Here is an 18,812-nt window from a genome sequence, read left to right as displayed (position 1 = left end):
AATGGCTGTTTATGGAATTGACTTAGGTACTACTTATTCTTGTATTGCAAAATTGGATGTGAATGGAAATCCTCAGGTGATTTCTAATATCACTGACGCATCAGATACTTTAGCATCAGCAATCTATTTTGAAACACTTGATAATATTATCATTGGTCAAAGTGCTAAGGAGTATGTTGAAACTGATGGAGAGAATGTTGTTCAGTTTATAAAAAGAGAAATTGGTAAGGAAGATAAATATGGAGCACATGTGATTCATGGAAAAGAATTTACACCAGTTGAATTATCAGCTCTTATTTTAAAACGTGTTAAGGAAATGGCTGAAGAACAGGGAGAAGAAGTTAAAGACGTTATTATTACTTGTCCAGCTTATTTTGGTTTTAAAGAAAGAGATTTAACAAAAAAAGCAGGAGAAATTGCTGGTTTAAATGTATTGAATTTAATTAATGAACCAACAGCAGCTGCACTTAATTATTGTTCAAGATTATTTCAAGAAGAAACAAATATTTTGGTTTATGATTTAGGTGGTGGAACATTTGATGTTACACTTGTTCATATGTCAGTTATTCCTAATGAGGATGGAAAAGATGAACGTCAAATTAAAATTATTGCAACTGGTGGAAATGATGCTTTAGGTGGTAAAGATTGGGATGATAAATTATTTGAAAAAATTAAAAATCAAGTATGTGATGAATTAGGGTTATCTACTTCAGATTTAGATGTTGAAACAATTCAAAGCATTCGTTCTAAAGTTGAAATAACAAAGAAAAAATTAACTCAAGCTGAAAAGGCAGTTGTTAAAGTTTCTGTTGAAGGCCAAATGGTTAAAATTAATGTAACAAGAGAAGAATTTGAAGAATTGACAAAGTCTTTAGTAGATCAGACTATGAGTTATGTTGAGGGAACTTTAGAAAAAGCAAAAAAGGTGATTGGAGAAGAACCAAAAATTGATACAGTGTTATTGGTTGGTGGATCTACAAATATGCCTATGATTAAACGAGTGGTTGAAGAAAGATTCCCAGGTTTAGTACAAGTGGAAGATCCTGATAGAGCAGTTGCTAAAGGAGCTGCAATTTACGCAGATATGATTGTTAGTGAGGTTTCTGAGGATAATGGAGAAGATATTGATGTTTCACCTATTCATCATGAGGATGGGGAAGAAAATACAAATCGTGTCACAACCCAAACGAATCAAAGCATCATTGTTGATGTTGCACCTCGATCATTCGGTCCTGCTATCTATTTTGGTAATGATTATTTAATTGACAATTTAGTGAAAGAAGGTCAAGAAATTAACCAAACTATTGAAAAACAGTATGTTACAATGGTAGATAATCAAAAAATGATTGTATTCCCAGTTTATGAAAGTCATTCTGTAGAAGATACTGAAAAACCATGTTTTATACCAGATCCTCAAACTGGAGAAGATGTACCACAAGATACAGATCCATCTTTAGAAGTAAAAAAATTAGGAGAACTTGTTCTCAATTTAAATGGTAATGATCCAAAAGGAACTGTTGTTTATGTAGAATTTACAGTACAACCAGTTGGAATTATTATTAAAGTGACATTATCTACGGATTTAAGTGTGACAAAAGAAGAAGTCATTCATTATGATAATGGAATTAGCCAAGAAGAAATGGAACAAATGGCTAAAAATTTAAATAGAGTTTCAATTACAGGTGAGTAATTTATAAAAACGATAGGGTTACAATATCCTATCGTTTTTATAAAATATAGAGGAGAGGATAAGATGAGTGTTAAAATAGGGATTGATTTAGGAACAACTTTTTCTGCTGTGGCTATATATGATAAAACAACTCAAATGCCTAAAATTGTTAAGAACCAATATGGCAATCATATTACACCGTCAGTTATTCAATTTTGTGATGATGGTGAAATTATTATTGGAGATGAAGCGAAAGAAGCATTTGATGAAGGCGATGTTGGTTGTGTTACAGCATTTAAAAGAGGAATGGGAGATAATCAGCCTTATGCTTTTTACAAAGGAAAAGGATATAGTGCTGAAGAACTTTCAGCTATGCTTTTAAAAGCATTAAAAGAAGATACAGAAAAGATTTTAAATGATACTATTGAAGAAGCGGTAATCACTGTGCCAGCATATTTCTTTCATAAAGAAAGACAAGCAACTTTAAATGCGGCAAAAAAAGCTGGTTTGAAAGTAAGAATGTTGATTAATGAACCAACGGCAGCTGCTCTAAATTATGGGGTAAATCATTGGCGAGAAAATGCAGTTATTATGGTTTATGATTTAGGTGGTGGAACATTTGATGTTACTTTATTACAAATGGGAAATCATAATGAAATTCATTGTTTAAAAACAATGGGTAATCATATTTTAGGTGGAAAAGATTGGGATCGTGCATTAGTCCATTACTTGATTCAATTAATCTATTCTGAAACTGGGGAAGATGTAAAAAAAGATAATCAATTTATGAATGAGCTAAGTGGAAATGTGGAAAAAATAAAAAAAGATTTAACGAAAGCAAAGCAAGTAAAGATAAAGTTACGAGTACCTCACTATGGGATTTATGAAACAATTATCACAGTTGAAGATTTTGAAAATCTGACACATTCGTTATTAGATCAAACAGTCACTTTATGTGAAACAATTCTAAAAGAAAGTCAAATGGACTGGCATCAAGTGACTGATATTTTACTAGTTGGAGGATCAACAAGAATGCCTCAAGTTTCTAAATATCTTGAGAAAGTAAGTGGGCATAGACCTTTAACACAAGTTAATCCTGATGAAGCTGTTGCTTTAGGTGCAGCTATTCAAACAATCTTACCTATTCCTAAATATGAAAAATTACAAGCTGGTGAATTAAAATCTACGCCAACACGATTTAAAGCAGGTTTGGTTAAAAAAGAACAATCATTAACTCATGCTTCAGCGATACGAGTAAAAGATGTTCAGGCACATGCTTTAGGGATAATAGCAGTAAATGCAGAGGGAACACATTATGAAAATCAAAATATTATCCCGGCAAATCAAGAAATTCCTGTTAAATGTGCAAAGAAATTTCAATATTACACATATCCTAATCGTAAAAATGAAGTTGATATTTACTTATTACAAGGGACTAAACCAATTCTAGAATGTGAAATATTGAATAAATATGTTATATCAGGAATTAAACATAAAGAAGATGGACCAACTATCATTCGTATTCAATATAGTTATGATGCAAGCGGGTTAGTTCATGTTCAAGCTAGACAAGAAGATGATCAATATGATTTACCTATAAGAGAGGAACCGATTGATAAAGATATTTCTAGATTTGGGCAACCAATTCCGCAGGAAAAAATAACGCAAGAAAAAGTATCTGTACTATTTGTTATTGATACTTCTGGCTCAATGGCAGGAAGCCGTATTGATGAAGCAAAATTATCTATTAAAGATTTTGTACATAAGTTAAAAGGGAAAAATGTATCATTTGGTATTTTGGCTTTTTCATCAAGTATTACTCCTATTCAATCTTTAACAGAAAATAGACATAAAATTAATAAAAGTACAGATAGTTTGGATAGTGGTATTGGAGGTTGCGGAACTTCAGCAGATCCTTTTCCAGCAGCTCAAAAAATCTTTGAATCTGTAAAAGGTCGAAAAATTATAATTGTTTTAACAGATGGAGACTGGTATGGAATGGAACCAGAACCCACTGTTACTGCTGAGATTTGTAAAAAAAATCAAATTGAAATTATTGCTATTGGAATAGGAGAATCAAATTTAGAATTTTTAAGAAAAATTTCATCTATTTCTGAAAAAGCATTAAAAATTAATGAAAAACAGCTACGTCAATCATTTGGTAATATTGCACAAACAATTCATGATTCATCACATACAAAAGGAAAAATAAATAGAGAGTATAGTAGTGTTGATACATGGGATGCTGTAGATGAATAGGGGGATGATTTGTGGTGAGACAAAACTTTTTTGAATTACTTAATGGTTTAGATTTTAATGAAAAAAATGAACAAGTAATTGAAGAGGCTATCAAAAAATGGATAAAAGAAAAAAATCAATTATTTTCTATTGAAACCGATTTAATTGAAAAAAATAAAATAAAAGAAGAAATGGCATTAGAATCAGAAATGAGAAAAGTCATGTTTAATGTTGAATTAAGAAAACAAGAAGCTCAAGCAATGATTGAGAAAAGAAAAAGTGAAATTGATAATTTAGCGAGGATTCTAAGTACTGATAAAGAAGGCCCAATTCCTATTATGAATGCTCGTTTAAGAAGTATATCTGAAAAATCAGGACTAAAAATTCAAGAAGTCTCTAAAATATTTAAAAATCATCATTTTGATATTAAAATGAAAGCTAATACATTAGATTTTAATAAATATTTTTTAAGAGATCAAATGGGAGAAATTAATAAATTATTAGCAGAAATGAATAAACCAGATGTAGCTAAAAAATATCCATGGTTGACAAAAAAAGTGAATAGTTTATATGACTTACTAGCTTGTTATAATAATGAACCAAATATGAATTATTATAATAAGAAAACAGGAGATTTGTTAAGTATTGCAACTGATGGTGATAAGGTTTATTCTATAAAACAAAACGTTCCGGAAGCTCGTACTTTGTTTTCTAAAGCCAAAAATGATGCATTTGCCAATGATGAAACACGAATGCGTTATGATAACTCGAGAAAATTAATGGAACTAGATGAATTTTTTGCAATTGCTAAAAATGTTCCTGATAGTATGAAAAAAGATGAAAGTTTTGCTGATGTTGTTATCAAAAGAATTCAGACAAAATTTCCTGATTATGATTTAGCACTTACTATATATAATCAGACTTTGGGATTAATGCGTGATCCTTATGAACCAGAAAAAGCTTTGATACATGTTTATTGTGGCAATTGCCAATCACCTGCAACTTTTCAATCAGTTAAAGAAGCAATGCAAGCAAAATGCCCTGTATGTGGTGAAATGTATTATAGAAAATGTCCAAATTGTGGTAAACTTATTCCTACATCAATTCGAAAATGTACAAAATGTCACTTTGATTTATTAGAGTACCAATATTTTGATTCTTATTATCAAAATGCAAAACAGGCAATACAAGATTCTGATATTGCACTGGCAGTAGAATATTACCATAAGGCACAAGTTGCAGATCCTAAAAATAATCAATTAAAATCATTAGATGAACAAATTAAAAAATTAAATCAAATGTATGAAAAGCCATTAAATCAACTTCAGGAATATATAAATAAGAATGAATATAATAAGGCAAATAGTTATCTTAGTCAAATCAAATCGCAATATCCAAAGCTTAATTTAAAAGCTCAAGAAAAAAAGATACAAGACACTTTAGAAAAAGCAAAACAGATGTTTAATCAAAAAAGTAATAACATGTATGAAGCAGCTAATACATGTATAAGAATTTTAAGAGATGTTAGTGATTTTATTGATGCAAAAGAATTTGTGATGCAAACAGCTCCAAGGCCTGTAAGTCATTTCATGGTTACTTTGGAGAATAATGGTGTACAATTAAGTTGGCACGCTTCACCAGATATAGGTGTTGAGTATGTTATTTTAAGAAAAGAGGATAGTCCTTCAAAAAATATAAATGATGGGGAACAAATTTTTTGTTCGGCAGGAACTCTAACTTATGTTGATCGCAAAATTAATCCTGGTTCTATTTATTATTATACTGCTTTTGTTAGAAGAATGTCTGTTTTGTCTCAGCCTGTTTCTCAAACAATAACATATACTGTTGATATGGGAGAAGATATGTTGAATTTCTACTTAGATAAGGGAAAATGTATTTTTACATGGACACTACCAAAGAATGCAATAGGAGTTCGTGTTTTGAAAAGTAAAAGTGGGGCTGTTGCAAATCAACCGGGAGGAAATACACAGTGTGTAGCTAATAATGTTTATAGTTCTTTTGAGGATGGTCATCTAGAAAATGGAGTTTTATATCAATATCGTTTTCAGATTATTTATCAGATGAAGGGTAAGTTGATTTATACAAATGGAATAACTAAAGATATTATTAGTGAAGATATTCCAGATCCTGTGACAATTCGTCAGGGACAGTATAATTCAACACAACAAAAAATAATACTTGATATAAAATCAAATACACCAAAACCATATAAAATACAAATTATTCATCTTGTTGGATCATTTGGCTTACCGAATGATATTATCAATACTTCGGAATTGACTAAATATGGTAAAATAGTTGCTTATGGAGATAGTCTGGATTCTAAAATTCAATTTGCCCCATTAAAAAATACAGGATATAAATTAGGAATAGCAACTATTGCTGGAAGTAAGGCTGTATTAGGTAATTATGTCAATATATCGACTTTTGAAAAGTGTGAGATTGATAAACAAAAAACGAAAGTAAAAAATAATCGTTTAAATATTCATTTGAAAGAACCATTAGCTAAAAATATAATTAAATTATATTATGCTTGTAAAATAAAAGATAACTTATCAAGTAAGCCACCATATCTAACAAAAGATAATTTAGATGAAATGAAAGTGATTTCATTAGAAAGTTACGAACGTCAACATTGTATTCCCATTGATGCTCTACCAGAAAATCAGTTATACATAACAGTGATTGCTGAATTATCTCAAGGAAATCAAAGTTATTTTTCTGAGCCTTCAAAATTATATATTAATAATAGTCCTAAAAAGAAAATATATTATGAAATTCAATGGAAAGGTACTTTTACACCTAGACGTAAAGGAGCTATTTTACGCATTGATGGTGAAAATACTGAATGTCCAACTTTATATTTAGTAGGTACTACGGATGGTAAGATTCCTTTAGATTATACAGGAAAAAATGTAATTGTTGCAAAAAAAATAGAAAGTCAACCATCAAAATCGTTATCAGTACTATTGGATATACCAGATAGTATACCTGCCAAAGCAAAGTTAAGATTGTTTATTGATAAAGAAGATCAAGATGAATATGAATTAGAAGTGTTGAATGAAAAAAGTTTAAATGTTCCAACAAAGAAATGATAGATAGGAGGAGAAAAAAATGAGTGATATATTATGTCCATATTGTTTTGAGAAAGTTACTACAAAAACAGCCTATTTTGAATGTACAGGTTGTAATAGTAAACTCATTATGCCACTAGGAGTAAAAAATGGAAAGTTGCCTAAATGTCCTAAGTGTAAAGGGAGTGCAGTTAAAAGAGTTGTATTGAAATGTGGTGCATGTTCTAATGAATTGCCAAATGATATTTTTCAATATAAAAAGTATATACCTTTTTCCATTGTCGGATTATCTGGTTCCGGAAAGACGAATTACATTACAACAATGATTCAAGAATTGAAAACAAGTCGTTGTGGTTTTGATGTTTCGGCTATGAATAGTGCAACAAATAATCGTTTTTTGGAAGAAAAGAATAGTATTTATAAGGAATTAAAGCCCTCTGAAGGAACAAATTCTGGAGAAATTATACCCTATCAATGGCGAATTAGAAAGCCAGGGAAAATGTCTCGACTTGAATCATATTGTATGACTATTTTTGATGGAGCTGGGGAAGATCAAACACAAATGATGGATAGTGATGTTGCTTCATATATTGCTGCATCAAAATATGTTATTTTTCTTGTTGATCCAATGTCTTTATATAAGGTTAAACAAACTGTTCAAGATAAAGATGTTTTAGAGTGGTCATTACCAGAAGGAAAGGTAGAAGAAGATGATGATAGTGATGCATCTATCAATTTAGCTCAAGATATGGCATCATATATTCGACAAGCTGCTAATTTAAAGGTTACAAGGAAAATTGAAATTCCTATAGCTATATGTTTTACAAAAATTGATCTTCTTTTAGATCAGTTTGGGCAGCAACAAATTACAAAACCAAGTCCTCATACCAGAGAAAGAAAGTTTAAGACAGGAGATGCAAATCTAGTGAATGATGAAATTCGACAATATTTAGAACAAGTCGGAGAAGGTCCATTCCTAGATTCTATCGATATGAACTTTAAAAATGCGCATTTTTTTGGAGTTAGTAGCTTTGGTAATGTTCCCATTGGTGAAAAACAATTAAATACTGTTGAACCTCATCGTGTATTGGATCCTTTAATGTGGATATTTGCTCAAGAAAAAATCATTGATAAAGATTAGGAGGTTACTATGTTTGATCAAATTATATATACTAGAAATAATTTCGGTAGACAATTAGAAAAAAACGGAATAGAGGATAAAAGTAGTGGCTATAAAATAAGATCATTTAGTAAAGAAATTTATGATCATTTGGATAGTAAAGAGATTAGTTTACTTGCAAAGGCATATATAAAAAATAGAAATGAATCTAAAACAACAGCTAAACAGGGACTTATTGATTCATTTGAATATATGAAGCTTAATAGTAAAGTATCTTTTTTTGGTTTTCAACATCAAAGATTATCCCATGAAGATAAGCGTGCAGGTAATTTTATTAAACATTTATATGTTGGTGAAGTTAATGATTATCCAGTCAATTATATGAATGAATCATTATATCCTTATTGTGATTATCCATCTGAGTATTATTATGAAATGAATGAAACTTGTGATTTCCTTCCATCAAAAGAATTAGAACCATCACCAAAATATACAAAAGAACAAATTAAAGAATTTTATCATGATGGTAGAGAAGATACTATTCAAAATGCAATCAGTTTTCTTATTGAACAAGCAGATTCTTCGCATAAAAAAGTTTTAATTATCAAAGATGATGCTTTAAACGTTTTGAAGTGGATAGCTTGTATTACCTATGCATTACCTTTGGAATTGAGTAAAAAAATTTCTTTTAATACAAATGCGAAAATAGAGAAAAGTAACGTAGGATCTTTTATGTATTGTTTAGATTCTGATGGCTCTTATGCACGATATGCACCTAATCATGAAAATCTGACACCGCATTTACTTTATGATATTATTGGCATTTCTCCTTTGACAATGTCAGCATCTGGATTTAAACCACTTCCTAATTCTCCATTTATTGTGATTGATGGTACAACTAAAGAGATTTCTTATACAACACAGTTAAATCATGATTATTTACAATTTGTATGTGCTTACGATGAAAATATGAATGATTTTAATTCTATTTTAAAATCATTTGATCACTATGACTTTAACGACATTTATAAAATTTATGAAATTTATCATTATCTATTTAAAGATCAGAATTGTCCTAATCAATGGGAATATCAAAAGTTAATGCATTATCTTGAACAATTGAATGACTATTTGAAGCCAGAAAGTCTATTGAAAATTAATCTCAGTGTACAATTATATAAACTTTATAAATCAAAAAATCAATGGTTTCAAGAAGATAGTAAAAATGATTATCAATTACTTAATTTTATCTTTCATGCGAGCTTACAATCTCAACACTCAAAATATATGAATAATGTGAGTTCGATGATTTATCAAATAGTGGACTTTATAATGAATAAAAATAGCTTTGATATTAAACAAGCTAAAAAATTCTGGGAATCAGTGAAAAAAGATAATGTTTTGTATAAGTTCGTAAGTGATTATTATTTTGATGAAGAAAAAGTAGGTTCTATATCTAAACTTAAGGAATTAGAATATATTGATGATGAAGTTGCTTTTGATTATGGATACTTAATCATATCCTTATTAAACGATTATTTAAAAGATAAGGGATTAAATAAAGAACTGTTTGTTGAACATTCTGGATGGACAGGATTATTGTTTAATTTATATAAATTAATTTTATCAGAAGACTATGATAAAAAAGTTATGAATTTAGTACAAAATTATAATTCTGATGTTATGAATGCTTTAACAATGAAATTTGCAACAACTGTTGGTTTTAATACTCCTATTACTAAAAATTGGATTACACTATATGGAAGCCGTATTTCTGACAATAATTTATATAATCAATGTCAAGACATGTTATTGGCAGGAATTTCACCTAAAGCAGTAGAATTGTTATTAGTTACTTATATGGAAAAACAAGGAAAAACAAGTGATGCTTTGCTGAAAGCATTTAAATTATTATTTGTAAGTATGGACAATGATAAAAAATTAGGAATTTCTTTCTTTGATCAGTATCTTTTAATTGTAGCATCACAATCAAATAAATATCAAGAAATTTCTCGTTTGATTAGTTTTGTAAGAGATGAGCAATTTTCAAAGAGTTTACAAGTAACTTTGTTGAGTCGTATTGACCAATTTATGCCATCTTTTGTTAAAAATAGAGAAGATAAAAAAATGATTGAAGAATGCTTAGATTGGTGTAGAGATTTAAATATGATTACCAAGAATCTAAGTAAAGCTCAATTGGCTGAAGAAGTTCAGCATTTAAAAAAGAGTCATTTATTAGCATTTATTAGCAAAGTTAGAAAAAATCATATTGTGGTAGATGAAAAAGATACAGAATGGATTCAAATTTTTATTGAAGGAATTGGTAAATATATTGAGGATTCTGAAGCTTTTGTTGAAGCATGTTACATGTTTGATGCAGATTCTTTTGTTCAAGAAGAAATAATAAAAAAATATTTTGATATTATTGCTAAAAGAACAAAAAAGGATAGTACGGCTATTGAAATATGTATTGATATTCTTTGTAGTCAAAAAATGGATAAAATGATTCGTCAATATGTGGAAAGTGAAGGAATTTCATTATTAGCAGAATATTATAAAGAAGATTTGTGGTTAGACGTTATTGATACTATTCGTGATCGTAAGAATCGTGCAAAAGCATCTGAATTAAATGAACATATTAAAGATATTGCTGGTGAGATGAAAGGATTTAGTTTTAATAAAGTGAAAGAAGGATTTAGTAGTTTCTTTAAGAAGAAAAAATAGATAGGAGATGAAATGTCATGGCAAAAAAAGTATCTAAAGAAGAAATGGACGAAATGATTAATGATCAAAAAGAAAAACGCCATTATGATGAAATGAGTGATGAAGATAAAGCAAAGTTTGATGCTAAAGAAGAAGAAATCAGACAAGAGTATCAAGAAGGTTATGATAAAAAGGATGATAATGATAATCAAGATGATGATAAAAAAGACGATGATGAATATAAAGAAGAACAAGAAAGAGATATTACTAAAGAAGGAGAAATTGATGATGATCCTGAAAGGGATGACGATGATGATATGGTTTTATAAAGGAGTATTATGAAGAAGAAATCATTTGATGAGTTTCAATTATTGAAAAAAAAGTCTATGCATTATGATGAAATGAGTGATGAAGATAAAATAAAGTTTAATCAACAGATGGAAGATATTAAGGATAGATACGATATGAAAGATTTAAAGCAATCTGATTATATTGATAGTAAACGTGAAGGGGACTATATCAATGAAGAAGATTTAGAGATTGACGAAGCTTTGTAAAGGGGGAATTTTATGCCAAATATAGCGGATTATAATGGAAATAAAAAGACCAACATGCGCTATCAAACAAAAAAAAGTAAAGATGCTAAAGAAGAAAAAGCAAAACAATTATTAATGACAAAACAACGTTTGGAAGGATTAAAAGATTCATTAAAATTATTAGATGTCTTTGTAAATAGTCGTCATATGGAAATGCTTCAACCTGCTGGATATGGTGATTTATACAAAAGTAAAGTTGGTGTATTAGAAGCTAATAAAAAAAATCGTCTTAAGAATATTGCTATCTATAATGTAACGAAAATTATGTATAATCAAGATGAAGATAATTTTGAAAAATTAGTAAGTGTTTATTCAGCAATGTATACTTTTGGAGGAACTGTTGGAATTATCATTCAAAGTGACGGTAAATATGCACAATTATATTTATGTGTGAATAGTGAAAATAATGAATCGGTTGCTGGTAATTTGCTATGTAGTAATTTTAAAGGGCAATTTCCTGGTTGTGAGTTATCTAAATTAAATAATCTAGATAAAGAAAAGTTATTAGATTCTTTTTCAACAGATTTAAAGCAGAAAAGAAGCACAACAGTTAAAGCAATGAGTATGATTCCTGGAAGAAGGGAAGAAGAACAACAAAAGGGTAGATTCTTGACTTCACAGGGTTATGAGAAATTTATTGATACAATGAATGGGAAGAAATATACACTTGTTGTATTAGCCCAAAAAATATCTAGTGAGGCAATGGATTTGGCTAAGGGTGGTTTTGAAGATATATATACATCTTTATCCCCTTATGCTAAAGAACAAGCTAGTTATGCTGAAAGTGAAACAGATAGTATTAATTATACAATTTCTAATGGAATCAGTCATTCTACAAGTCAATCTATATCTAATTCTTATGGAACAAACCATACATCTAGTATAGCTCATGGAAAGGGTAAAAATAGTGGTTTTTCTTCTTCATGGGATGGTATTGGTTTCTCTAATGGTTCATCATGGTCATCAACTCTTGCTCAAAGTGAAGGAATAAGTACGGGATATAGTCAAGGAAATGTTACTACTGATGGTGATAATTCAAATGAATCAGAGGCTTTGGGCAGGACACATGGTACAACACGTACAGTGTCTGTGACTAGAGATAATAAGGCCGTTGTAGATATGTTAGAAAAACTTGATGTTATGATTAAAAGAATTGAATCAAACCAATTGTTTGGAATGTGGAATGCTGCAAGTTATATTATTACAGAAGATTCTTCAACAGCTTCTATTGCTATAGCAACATTACTTTCTTTATTAGCAGGGGATAATAAAGGAGCAAGTCATGCGTATATTAATGAGTGGAATGCTTGCAAACCTGGCGGACAAATTGATAGAGATAAAATTTTGGAATACTTAGGAAATCTTTATCACCCAGAAATTGAATTAGAAATGTATAAATTAGATAATGATGGAAATATGATCTCGCTCATTGATGAGAAAGGTCAATCTATTCCGGCACAATGTTTAACTCCTGCATTAATGGTTTCGGGTAAAGAATTACCAGTTATGTTAGGCATACCGCACCGTTCCGTTCCGGGAGTTGTAGTTGATAGTGCGGCAGAATTTGGACGTAATGTTCCAGAAAATTGGCGTCAAAAAATAAAAAGACCAATCGATTTTGGTAACGTTTATCATATGGGGAGTATTGAGCATACACCAGTGTGTCTTAATTTAGACTCTTTTGCTTCGCATAGTTTTATTTGTGGAGCATCAGGATCTGGTAAAAGTAATACAACCTATAATTTATTATATGAAATGATTAAGCGAAAGATTCCATTTCTTGTAATTGAGCCAGCTAAGGGAGAATATAAGGTTGAATTTGCTGCATTAAAAAGTATAAATATTTTTGTTGCAGAAGATAGCGCTTATCGAAAATTACAAATTAATCCTTTTGAATTTAACCCTCATATTCATATTAGAGAACATTTAGATCGTTTGAGTTCTACAGTATGTGCTTGCTGGCCATTATATGGAGCTATGCCAGGATTATTAAAACAGGCATTTGAAAAAGTTTATATTGATCATGGTTGGGATTTAGAATATTCAATAAGGATTGTCGATAGGGGAAGCAAATATCCAACATTTAAAGATTTAGAAATAGCCTTAAATCAGATTATTGATGATTCACCATACTCGAAACAATCTAAAGGAGATTATAAAGGAGCTTTATTAAATCGTGTATCTTCTTTAAATAATGGTTTTGAAGGTCAGATTTTTGGAAATTCTATAGGTATTGCTGATAAAGTATTGTTTGATAGTAATACAATTATTGATTTGAGTAGTATTGGTTCAGAAGATACAAAATCACTCATTATGGGTGTTCTTATTATTAGATTACAAGAGTATCGTAAAGCTACACGTAAGACATTAAATGCATCACTTCAGCATATTACAGTATTAGAAGAAGCACATAATATTTTAAAACGTTGTTCACAAGATACAAACATTGAATCAGGAAATGTTCAAGGACAATCAGTTAAGATGCTATGTGGATGTATTGCAGAAATGCGAAGTTTTGGTGAAGGATTTATGATTATTGATCAATCACCATCAGCTATTGATGAAACAGCTATTAAAAATACAGCCATTAAAATTGTTATGAGATTGCCTAATAAGGAAGATTGTGAAGCTATGGGTGCTGCATTAAGTTTAAACGAAGAACAAATAAAAGAATTAAGCAGATTAGATATTGGTGTTGCAGCTATTTATCATGTCGGATGGACTAATACATTGCTTGCTAAAATGGGAAATATCTGGAATAACCATGTACTAGGAACACGACAAGATGTCATTTATGATCGAAATAATTATATAAGGGTTAAAGGAGCTGTTGTTCAATTTTTATTCAGTCGAATTTATGACAAAGATTATTATGATTTAAGAAATGATACAATTGATTTGGTGAAAGAATTAACCGCAAAAGGTCAGGTAAATATTTTATCAGAAGATAAAATTCAAGAAATTATTTTAGATATATCTGTTTTCTTTGAAAATAGTGCCTCTTTGTTTGAAAAGAACAATCATAATCGACTGAAAGGGGTTTATCGTGATTTTATGTTTGACTTTTTGAGATTAACCAGTGTTTTTAAAATCTTTCCATTAAATATTGTTGATCACCTTGATTTATTTTCAACTCCAAAACAAAAAGATATCAATGAGGCTTTGAGATGGGGAAAAAATATTAAAGAGGTGATTGGGCAATATTTAGTTATGCCTCTAGAAGTAGATCCTGTATCACATTATAGTTGGCCATCAAATCCTTATCAAGCAGAACTATTTAATGATATTTTTCATGATATTTTATTTTCTTATAGTCAAAAATATTGGTCTATGACTGGTAGTGATAAATATCAAATAGCTATAGATATTTTAAATTCTCAAAAATTTTTTAGGTGATGATAAATGAAAAGAAATATTGAAGATTTAGAAGATGAAGTTGATGAAACAAAAGAAAATGATGATCATTTTCAGTCAACTTATCGATTAAAAGAAAACTATGAGTATGAGAAAAATGGGTATCATTATGAAACAGATTCCAAAGGTAGAATTAAAGAAGCATCTGGTGTGTTGCATCTAGGAGAAGGAAAGAGATATGGGAATCACCAATTAGAGGCAGGACATGAAGATCGTAAAGAAAATGATGAAGGTGGACATATTATTGCATCACGATTTGAAGGATCTGGGAAAATAGATAACTTAGTTGCGATGGATAAAGGATTAAATCGTAATGAATATAAAGCTTTGGAAGAAAGCTGGGTAAAGGATATTTCTGAGGGAAAAAAAGTTGATGTTGATATAAAAATGATTTATAAAGGCGAGAGTGAACGTCCGGACCGTTTTAGAATTTCTTATCGTATAGAAAATGAAAATGGTGATGTTAAATATTATTCTAAAACTTTTAGAAACGGAGGATAGATATGGCAACAACAAAGGAAAATCAAGATAAAATGAATAAATATTTTAAAGATTTAGCTTTTCACTTAAATAATGCATTACCAGAAAATTGGTATCATGTTGTTTTAGGTTCTTTCTATTATATAAAAGAAGATCACTTGATGGATAATTATCAAATTTACTATCAATATTCACCAGGTGATGATTATTTAGACTTGCTGAAAGAGTTTTGGGAAGGAACGGAAGATGATTTAAGAGAAGATAGCATAGATGAAGTTAGCCTTATTCTACAGGATATTCATGATTATTGTAAAAAATGTGGAGATGATTGGAGAGAAATGACATTTGATTTTTATGTGAATGGCCATTATGATGTTCATTTTCAATATGATGATATTGATGATTTTAATGAACTTTATATTAATATGTGGCAAGCTGAACATTTTGAATATTAATTAAGTATATGTCTAGAAAAGATAATGTCAATAATGTCATTTATTATTTATCCAATAAAAAACCAAACTTCCAAATTTTTAAATCTTCCATAAGTTTTGAAAAAATATTAAAAGAAGTTTTAATTCAAGAACCACGATTATTATTTTATATAAGTAGCTATTCTTATTCTTATACAAAAAATAGTCGTTTAAGTATGATAGCTGATTATACAGTAACTATAGACTATAATCAAAATGCTCCTGACTCATTGGACGATATTACCATTGATGATGGTACATATACATTATTAAATTATAAATCACTTTCTAATCCAGAAAAACTATATTTTATTTCAGATGGGCATAGTGATTTATCTCAGCGTATTATAGACTCTTTTCATAATTTTCATATTCGATATGAAGGTTTATATAAAGTTGAAAATAATTCAATAACATTTGATCAATTATCAGATAATATTGCTCTAACAACAAAATTTACATATTGTTTACCTCTTAATCAGTTAAATCAGAAAAAAAGACAAGCTGAATTTAAGGCAAATCAGATAGCAAAAGATTTAACAGGAGGACTCGTTATACCTCCTTTTGTAAAAGTTTTTTTAGCTTTTTCATACTTGCAACAAAATACATCGTATGATCATCGAGCATATAATAATTTAGCAATGGATTTAGAGTCAATTACGATAGATCCGGCACCTCATCTTTCATATGGACCTTTAGTTGAAGGGAGAGGAATTTGTTCTGGTATAGCATATGCTTTTAAGACATTAATGGAATCTTTAAATATTGAATGTATGGTTATTCATGGTATATTAAACGAAGATTCAAGTATGGATCATGCATGGAATTTGGTCAGGATTAATAATCAATACTATCATGTTGATGCAACGTGTGGAATTGAACAAGGAGTATGCGTAAGTAGTTTTATGAAGTGTGATAGTCAAATGAATGGATATCATTGGGATCAAGAATTTTTTCCAAGAGCTACTGGTAGACATTTTAATTATGATTTTATAGAAGATTGGCTTATTGATAATGGTGAAGATTTAGTTGATTCTGGTATTGATAGTCAGTTTGTTTTTCCAGATGTAATTGAATGATGAAATTAATTTAAATGTTCATAAGAAAATAAAATTTATAGTTATGTATTCATCTTTTTGATGTATGAGTTGTTGTTAAAAATGTATGGTAAAAAGGTGGCGAATATATAATGGAACATTTCTTGTTGCATGGCAAAAATTTAGGTAATAATAGATGTTTATTAGGAAATATCTTGTTATATTGTATATTTCTGGATGATGAAGAAAGTGAATGGGATAATTATAGTAAAAATATAGTCAAAGAGAAAGTACAACAAGCAATAACGATTATAAAGAATAATGCAAGATATTATCAGGTTAATGTTGAAGTTACGTCACAGTATTACAATGATAAGGTTTTGTTGAAGACTGGATTTCGTACAAGATTGTTTTATGATTACATGAATCAAAATAAACAAAAATATTTAAAGCAATCTGAATCTTTAAAATGCAATCATTTATATGATGAAGTTAGTTTTTTGTTTTTTGTGAATAAGAAAAGTACCTCATATGCAAATATATGTCAAAAAGAATATCCAAATGAAATTGAATATGCAATGGTTTTTGTCAAAAATGTTACATGTCTAGAGGCGACTATTGTCCATGAAACTCTACATTTATTTGGAGCAGTAGACTTTTATATTATGAAAAATATCAAAGATTTAGCGTTACATTATTTTCCTGATAGTATTATGTTAAGTACTTATCAACATAATAAAGTTGATGAATTGACAGCATATATTATTGGATGGAGAGATTATGCAAATCCACAGGCTAATTATTTTTTATACAAAACACGTTTGATTACTCAACAAATGTATCTTGATGAATATAATGCAAAATATAGTGTAAGTAAAGGAACTATTGAGTTTAGTACTGGTATATATAATGGTGAAATAGAAAATGGTCACCCTAAAGGTTATGGGAAAATTGTGTTTACTGATGAATCAATTTACGAAGGACAATGGGATGTTTTACGTAATGGGGAAGGAAAAACTATATTTAAAGATGGGACAATACTCAAAGGAAAATGGAAAAATGATCAATGTATTGAGGGAACTTATTATTATCCAAATGGCACAATTCTTAGCGGAAAGTGGGCTGATGGGGAAATGATAGAAGGTATCTTTTATTATATGGATGGAAAAACAGGCCATTATAAAAAAGACAAGTAATTACATACAATAACTTTTGAACTATGCTAATTTTATAAAGACATAAAATTGATTATAATTGACATATGTCAATTATAACTATATAATGTGAATGGTGATAATCATAGGAAGACAAAATAGGGTAAAGAAAATTGGAAAGATGCCCGAATATAGAAGATTTACAAGTGAAAAAAAAGATTGTCTAAAAATTATTTTATCATTAGAGGAATATGAAACAATAAGATTAATTGATTATTTGAGTTATAGCCAATTGGAATGTGCTCAAATGATGGAAATATCGAGAAGTAGTGTTGTTTCATTATATCATAGTGCAAGAAATAAGATTTCCAGATTTATCATTGAAGGTCATACTATGGAAATAGATGGCGGTCATTATCAATTAGAGTATAGTGAAGGAGAAAGAGAAATGAAAATTGCAGTAACATGTGTTGAAGGAGAAGTATTTCAACATTTTGGACATTGTCCTAGCTTTTTAGTTTGTGATATTAAAGATGGGAAAATTGATTCATCACAGATGATTGATACTTCTACGTCTGGATGTAGTGCATTAGCAGGTGTTTTATCACAATTAGGTGTTGATACTGTGATTTGTGGAGGTATTGGTGGAGGTGCTAAAAATCACCTCAATGCTGCTGGAATAAAAGTTTTACCAGGAGCAAGTGGTAATGCTTTGGCACAGGTTCAAAGTTACATTGAAGGAACTTTGAATTATAATCCAGAAACAGAATGCAATCATCATGAACATGAATGTCAAGGACAGCATCATTGTCACTAAAATAATTCTGCTAACA

General features: G+C 29.6%; 13 protein-coding genes. All 13 read left to right on the top strand.

From position 1 onward, the window contains the following. Position 1: 1 nt before the first annotated feature. The 13 genes from B5E75_RS01970 to B5E75_RS01910 all read left to right on the top strand — a co-directional run bounded on the left by B5E75_RS01970 (position 2) and on the right by B5E75_RS01910 (position 18,796). The gene (locus tag B5E75_RS01970) at positions 2–1,690 is read left to right on the top strand and encodes an Hsp70 family protein (RefSeq protein WP_087357119.1); all 1,689 of its coding nucleotides are present in this window, start codon (positions 2–4) and stop codon (positions 1,688–1,690) included. A 63-nt stretch (positions 1,691–1,753) separates the two neighbouring features. Then, positions 1,754–3,928: an Hsp70 family protein gene (locus B5E75_RS01965; RefSeq protein WP_087357118.1), complete on the top strand. Its 2,175-nt coding sequence runs from the start codon at positions 1,754–1,756 to the stop codon at positions 3,926–3,928. Positions 3,929–3,939: 11 nt separating this feature from the next. After that, on the top strand, positions 3,940–7,023 hold the full coding sequence (locus B5E75_RS01960) for a hypothetical protein (protein WP_087357117.1): 3,084 nt from the start codon (positions 3,940–3,942) through the stop codon (positions 7,021–7,023). Between the two features lie 19 nt (positions 7,024–7,042). Further along, on the top strand, positions 7,043–8,143 hold the full coding sequence (locus B5E75_RS01955) for a TRAFAC clade GTPase domain-containing protein (protein WP_087357116.1): 1,101 nt from the start codon (positions 7,043–7,045) through the stop codon (positions 8,141–8,143). 9 nt (positions 8,144–8,152) lie between these two features. Then, positions 8,153–10,846, top strand: a complete 2,694-nt coding sequence (locus B5E75_RS01950) for a GAP1-M domain-containing protein (protein ID WP_087357115.1) — start codon at positions 8,153–8,155, stop codon at positions 10,844–10,846. A gap of 17 nt (positions 10,847–10,863) precedes the next feature. Then, positions 10,864–11,154 (top strand): hypothetical protein, encoded by a 291-nt coding sequence (locus tag B5E75_RS01945; RefSeq protein WP_087357114.1) that lies wholly within the window; start codon positions 10,864–10,866, stop codon positions 11,152–11,154. Positions 11,155–11,163: 9 nt separating this feature from the next. After that, entirely contained in the window at positions 11,164–11,382 is a 219-nt protein-coding gene (locus B5E75_RS01940) for a hypothetical protein (protein WP_087357113.1), read from the top strand. A 12-nt stretch (positions 11,383–11,394) separates the two neighbouring features. Then, on the top strand, positions 11,395–14,817 hold the full coding sequence (locus tag B5E75_RS01935; RefSeq protein WP_087357112.1) for an ATP-binding protein: 3,423 nt from the start codon (positions 11,395–11,397) through the stop codon (positions 14,815–14,817). A gap of 6 nt (positions 14,818–14,823) precedes the next feature. Continuing rightward, positions 14,824–15,336, top strand: a complete 513-nt coding sequence (locus B5E75_RS01930; RefSeq protein WP_087357111.1) for a DNA/RNA non-specific endonuclease — start codon at positions 14,824–14,826, stop codon at positions 15,334–15,336. Between the two features lie 2 nt (positions 15,337–15,338). Continuing rightward, the gene (locus B5E75_RS01925) at positions 15,339–15,770 is read left to right on the top strand and encodes an immunity protein YezG family protein (RefSeq protein ID WP_087357110.1); all 432 of its coding nucleotides are present in this window, start codon (positions 15,339–15,341) and stop codon (positions 15,768–15,770) included. Positions 15,771–15,778: 8 nt separating this feature from the next. Continuing rightward, positions 15,779–16,867 carry a transglutaminase domain-containing protein gene (locus tag B5E75_RS01920; RefSeq protein WP_087357109.1) on the top strand — a complete coding sequence of 363 codons (1,089 nt, stop codon included), beginning with the start codon at positions 15,779–15,781 and terminating at the stop codon, positions 16,865–16,867. 110 nt (positions 16,868–16,977) lie between these two features. After that, positions 16,978–18,021: an MORN repeat-containing protein gene (locus tag B5E75_RS01915; protein WP_087357108.1), complete on the top strand. Its 1,044-nt coding sequence runs from the start codon at positions 16,978–16,980 to the stop codon at positions 18,019–18,021. Positions 18,022–18,112: 91 nt separating this feature from the next. Then, entirely contained in the window at positions 18,113–18,796 is a 684-nt protein-coding gene (locus tag B5E75_RS01910) for a NifB/NifX family molybdenum-iron cluster-binding protein (RefSeq protein WP_275086198.1), read from the top strand. Positions 18,797–18,812: the final 16 nt, after the last annotated feature.

The sequence above is a fragment of the Massiliimicrobium timonense genome (assembly GCF_002160865.1).
GTDB lineage: Bacteria > Bacillota_I > Bacilli_A > Erysipelotrichales > Coprobacillaceae > Allocoprobacillus.
The sequence above is the reverse complement of the archived record's forward strand: the minus strand, read 5'-3'. Positions and strand labels throughout refer to the sequence as shown.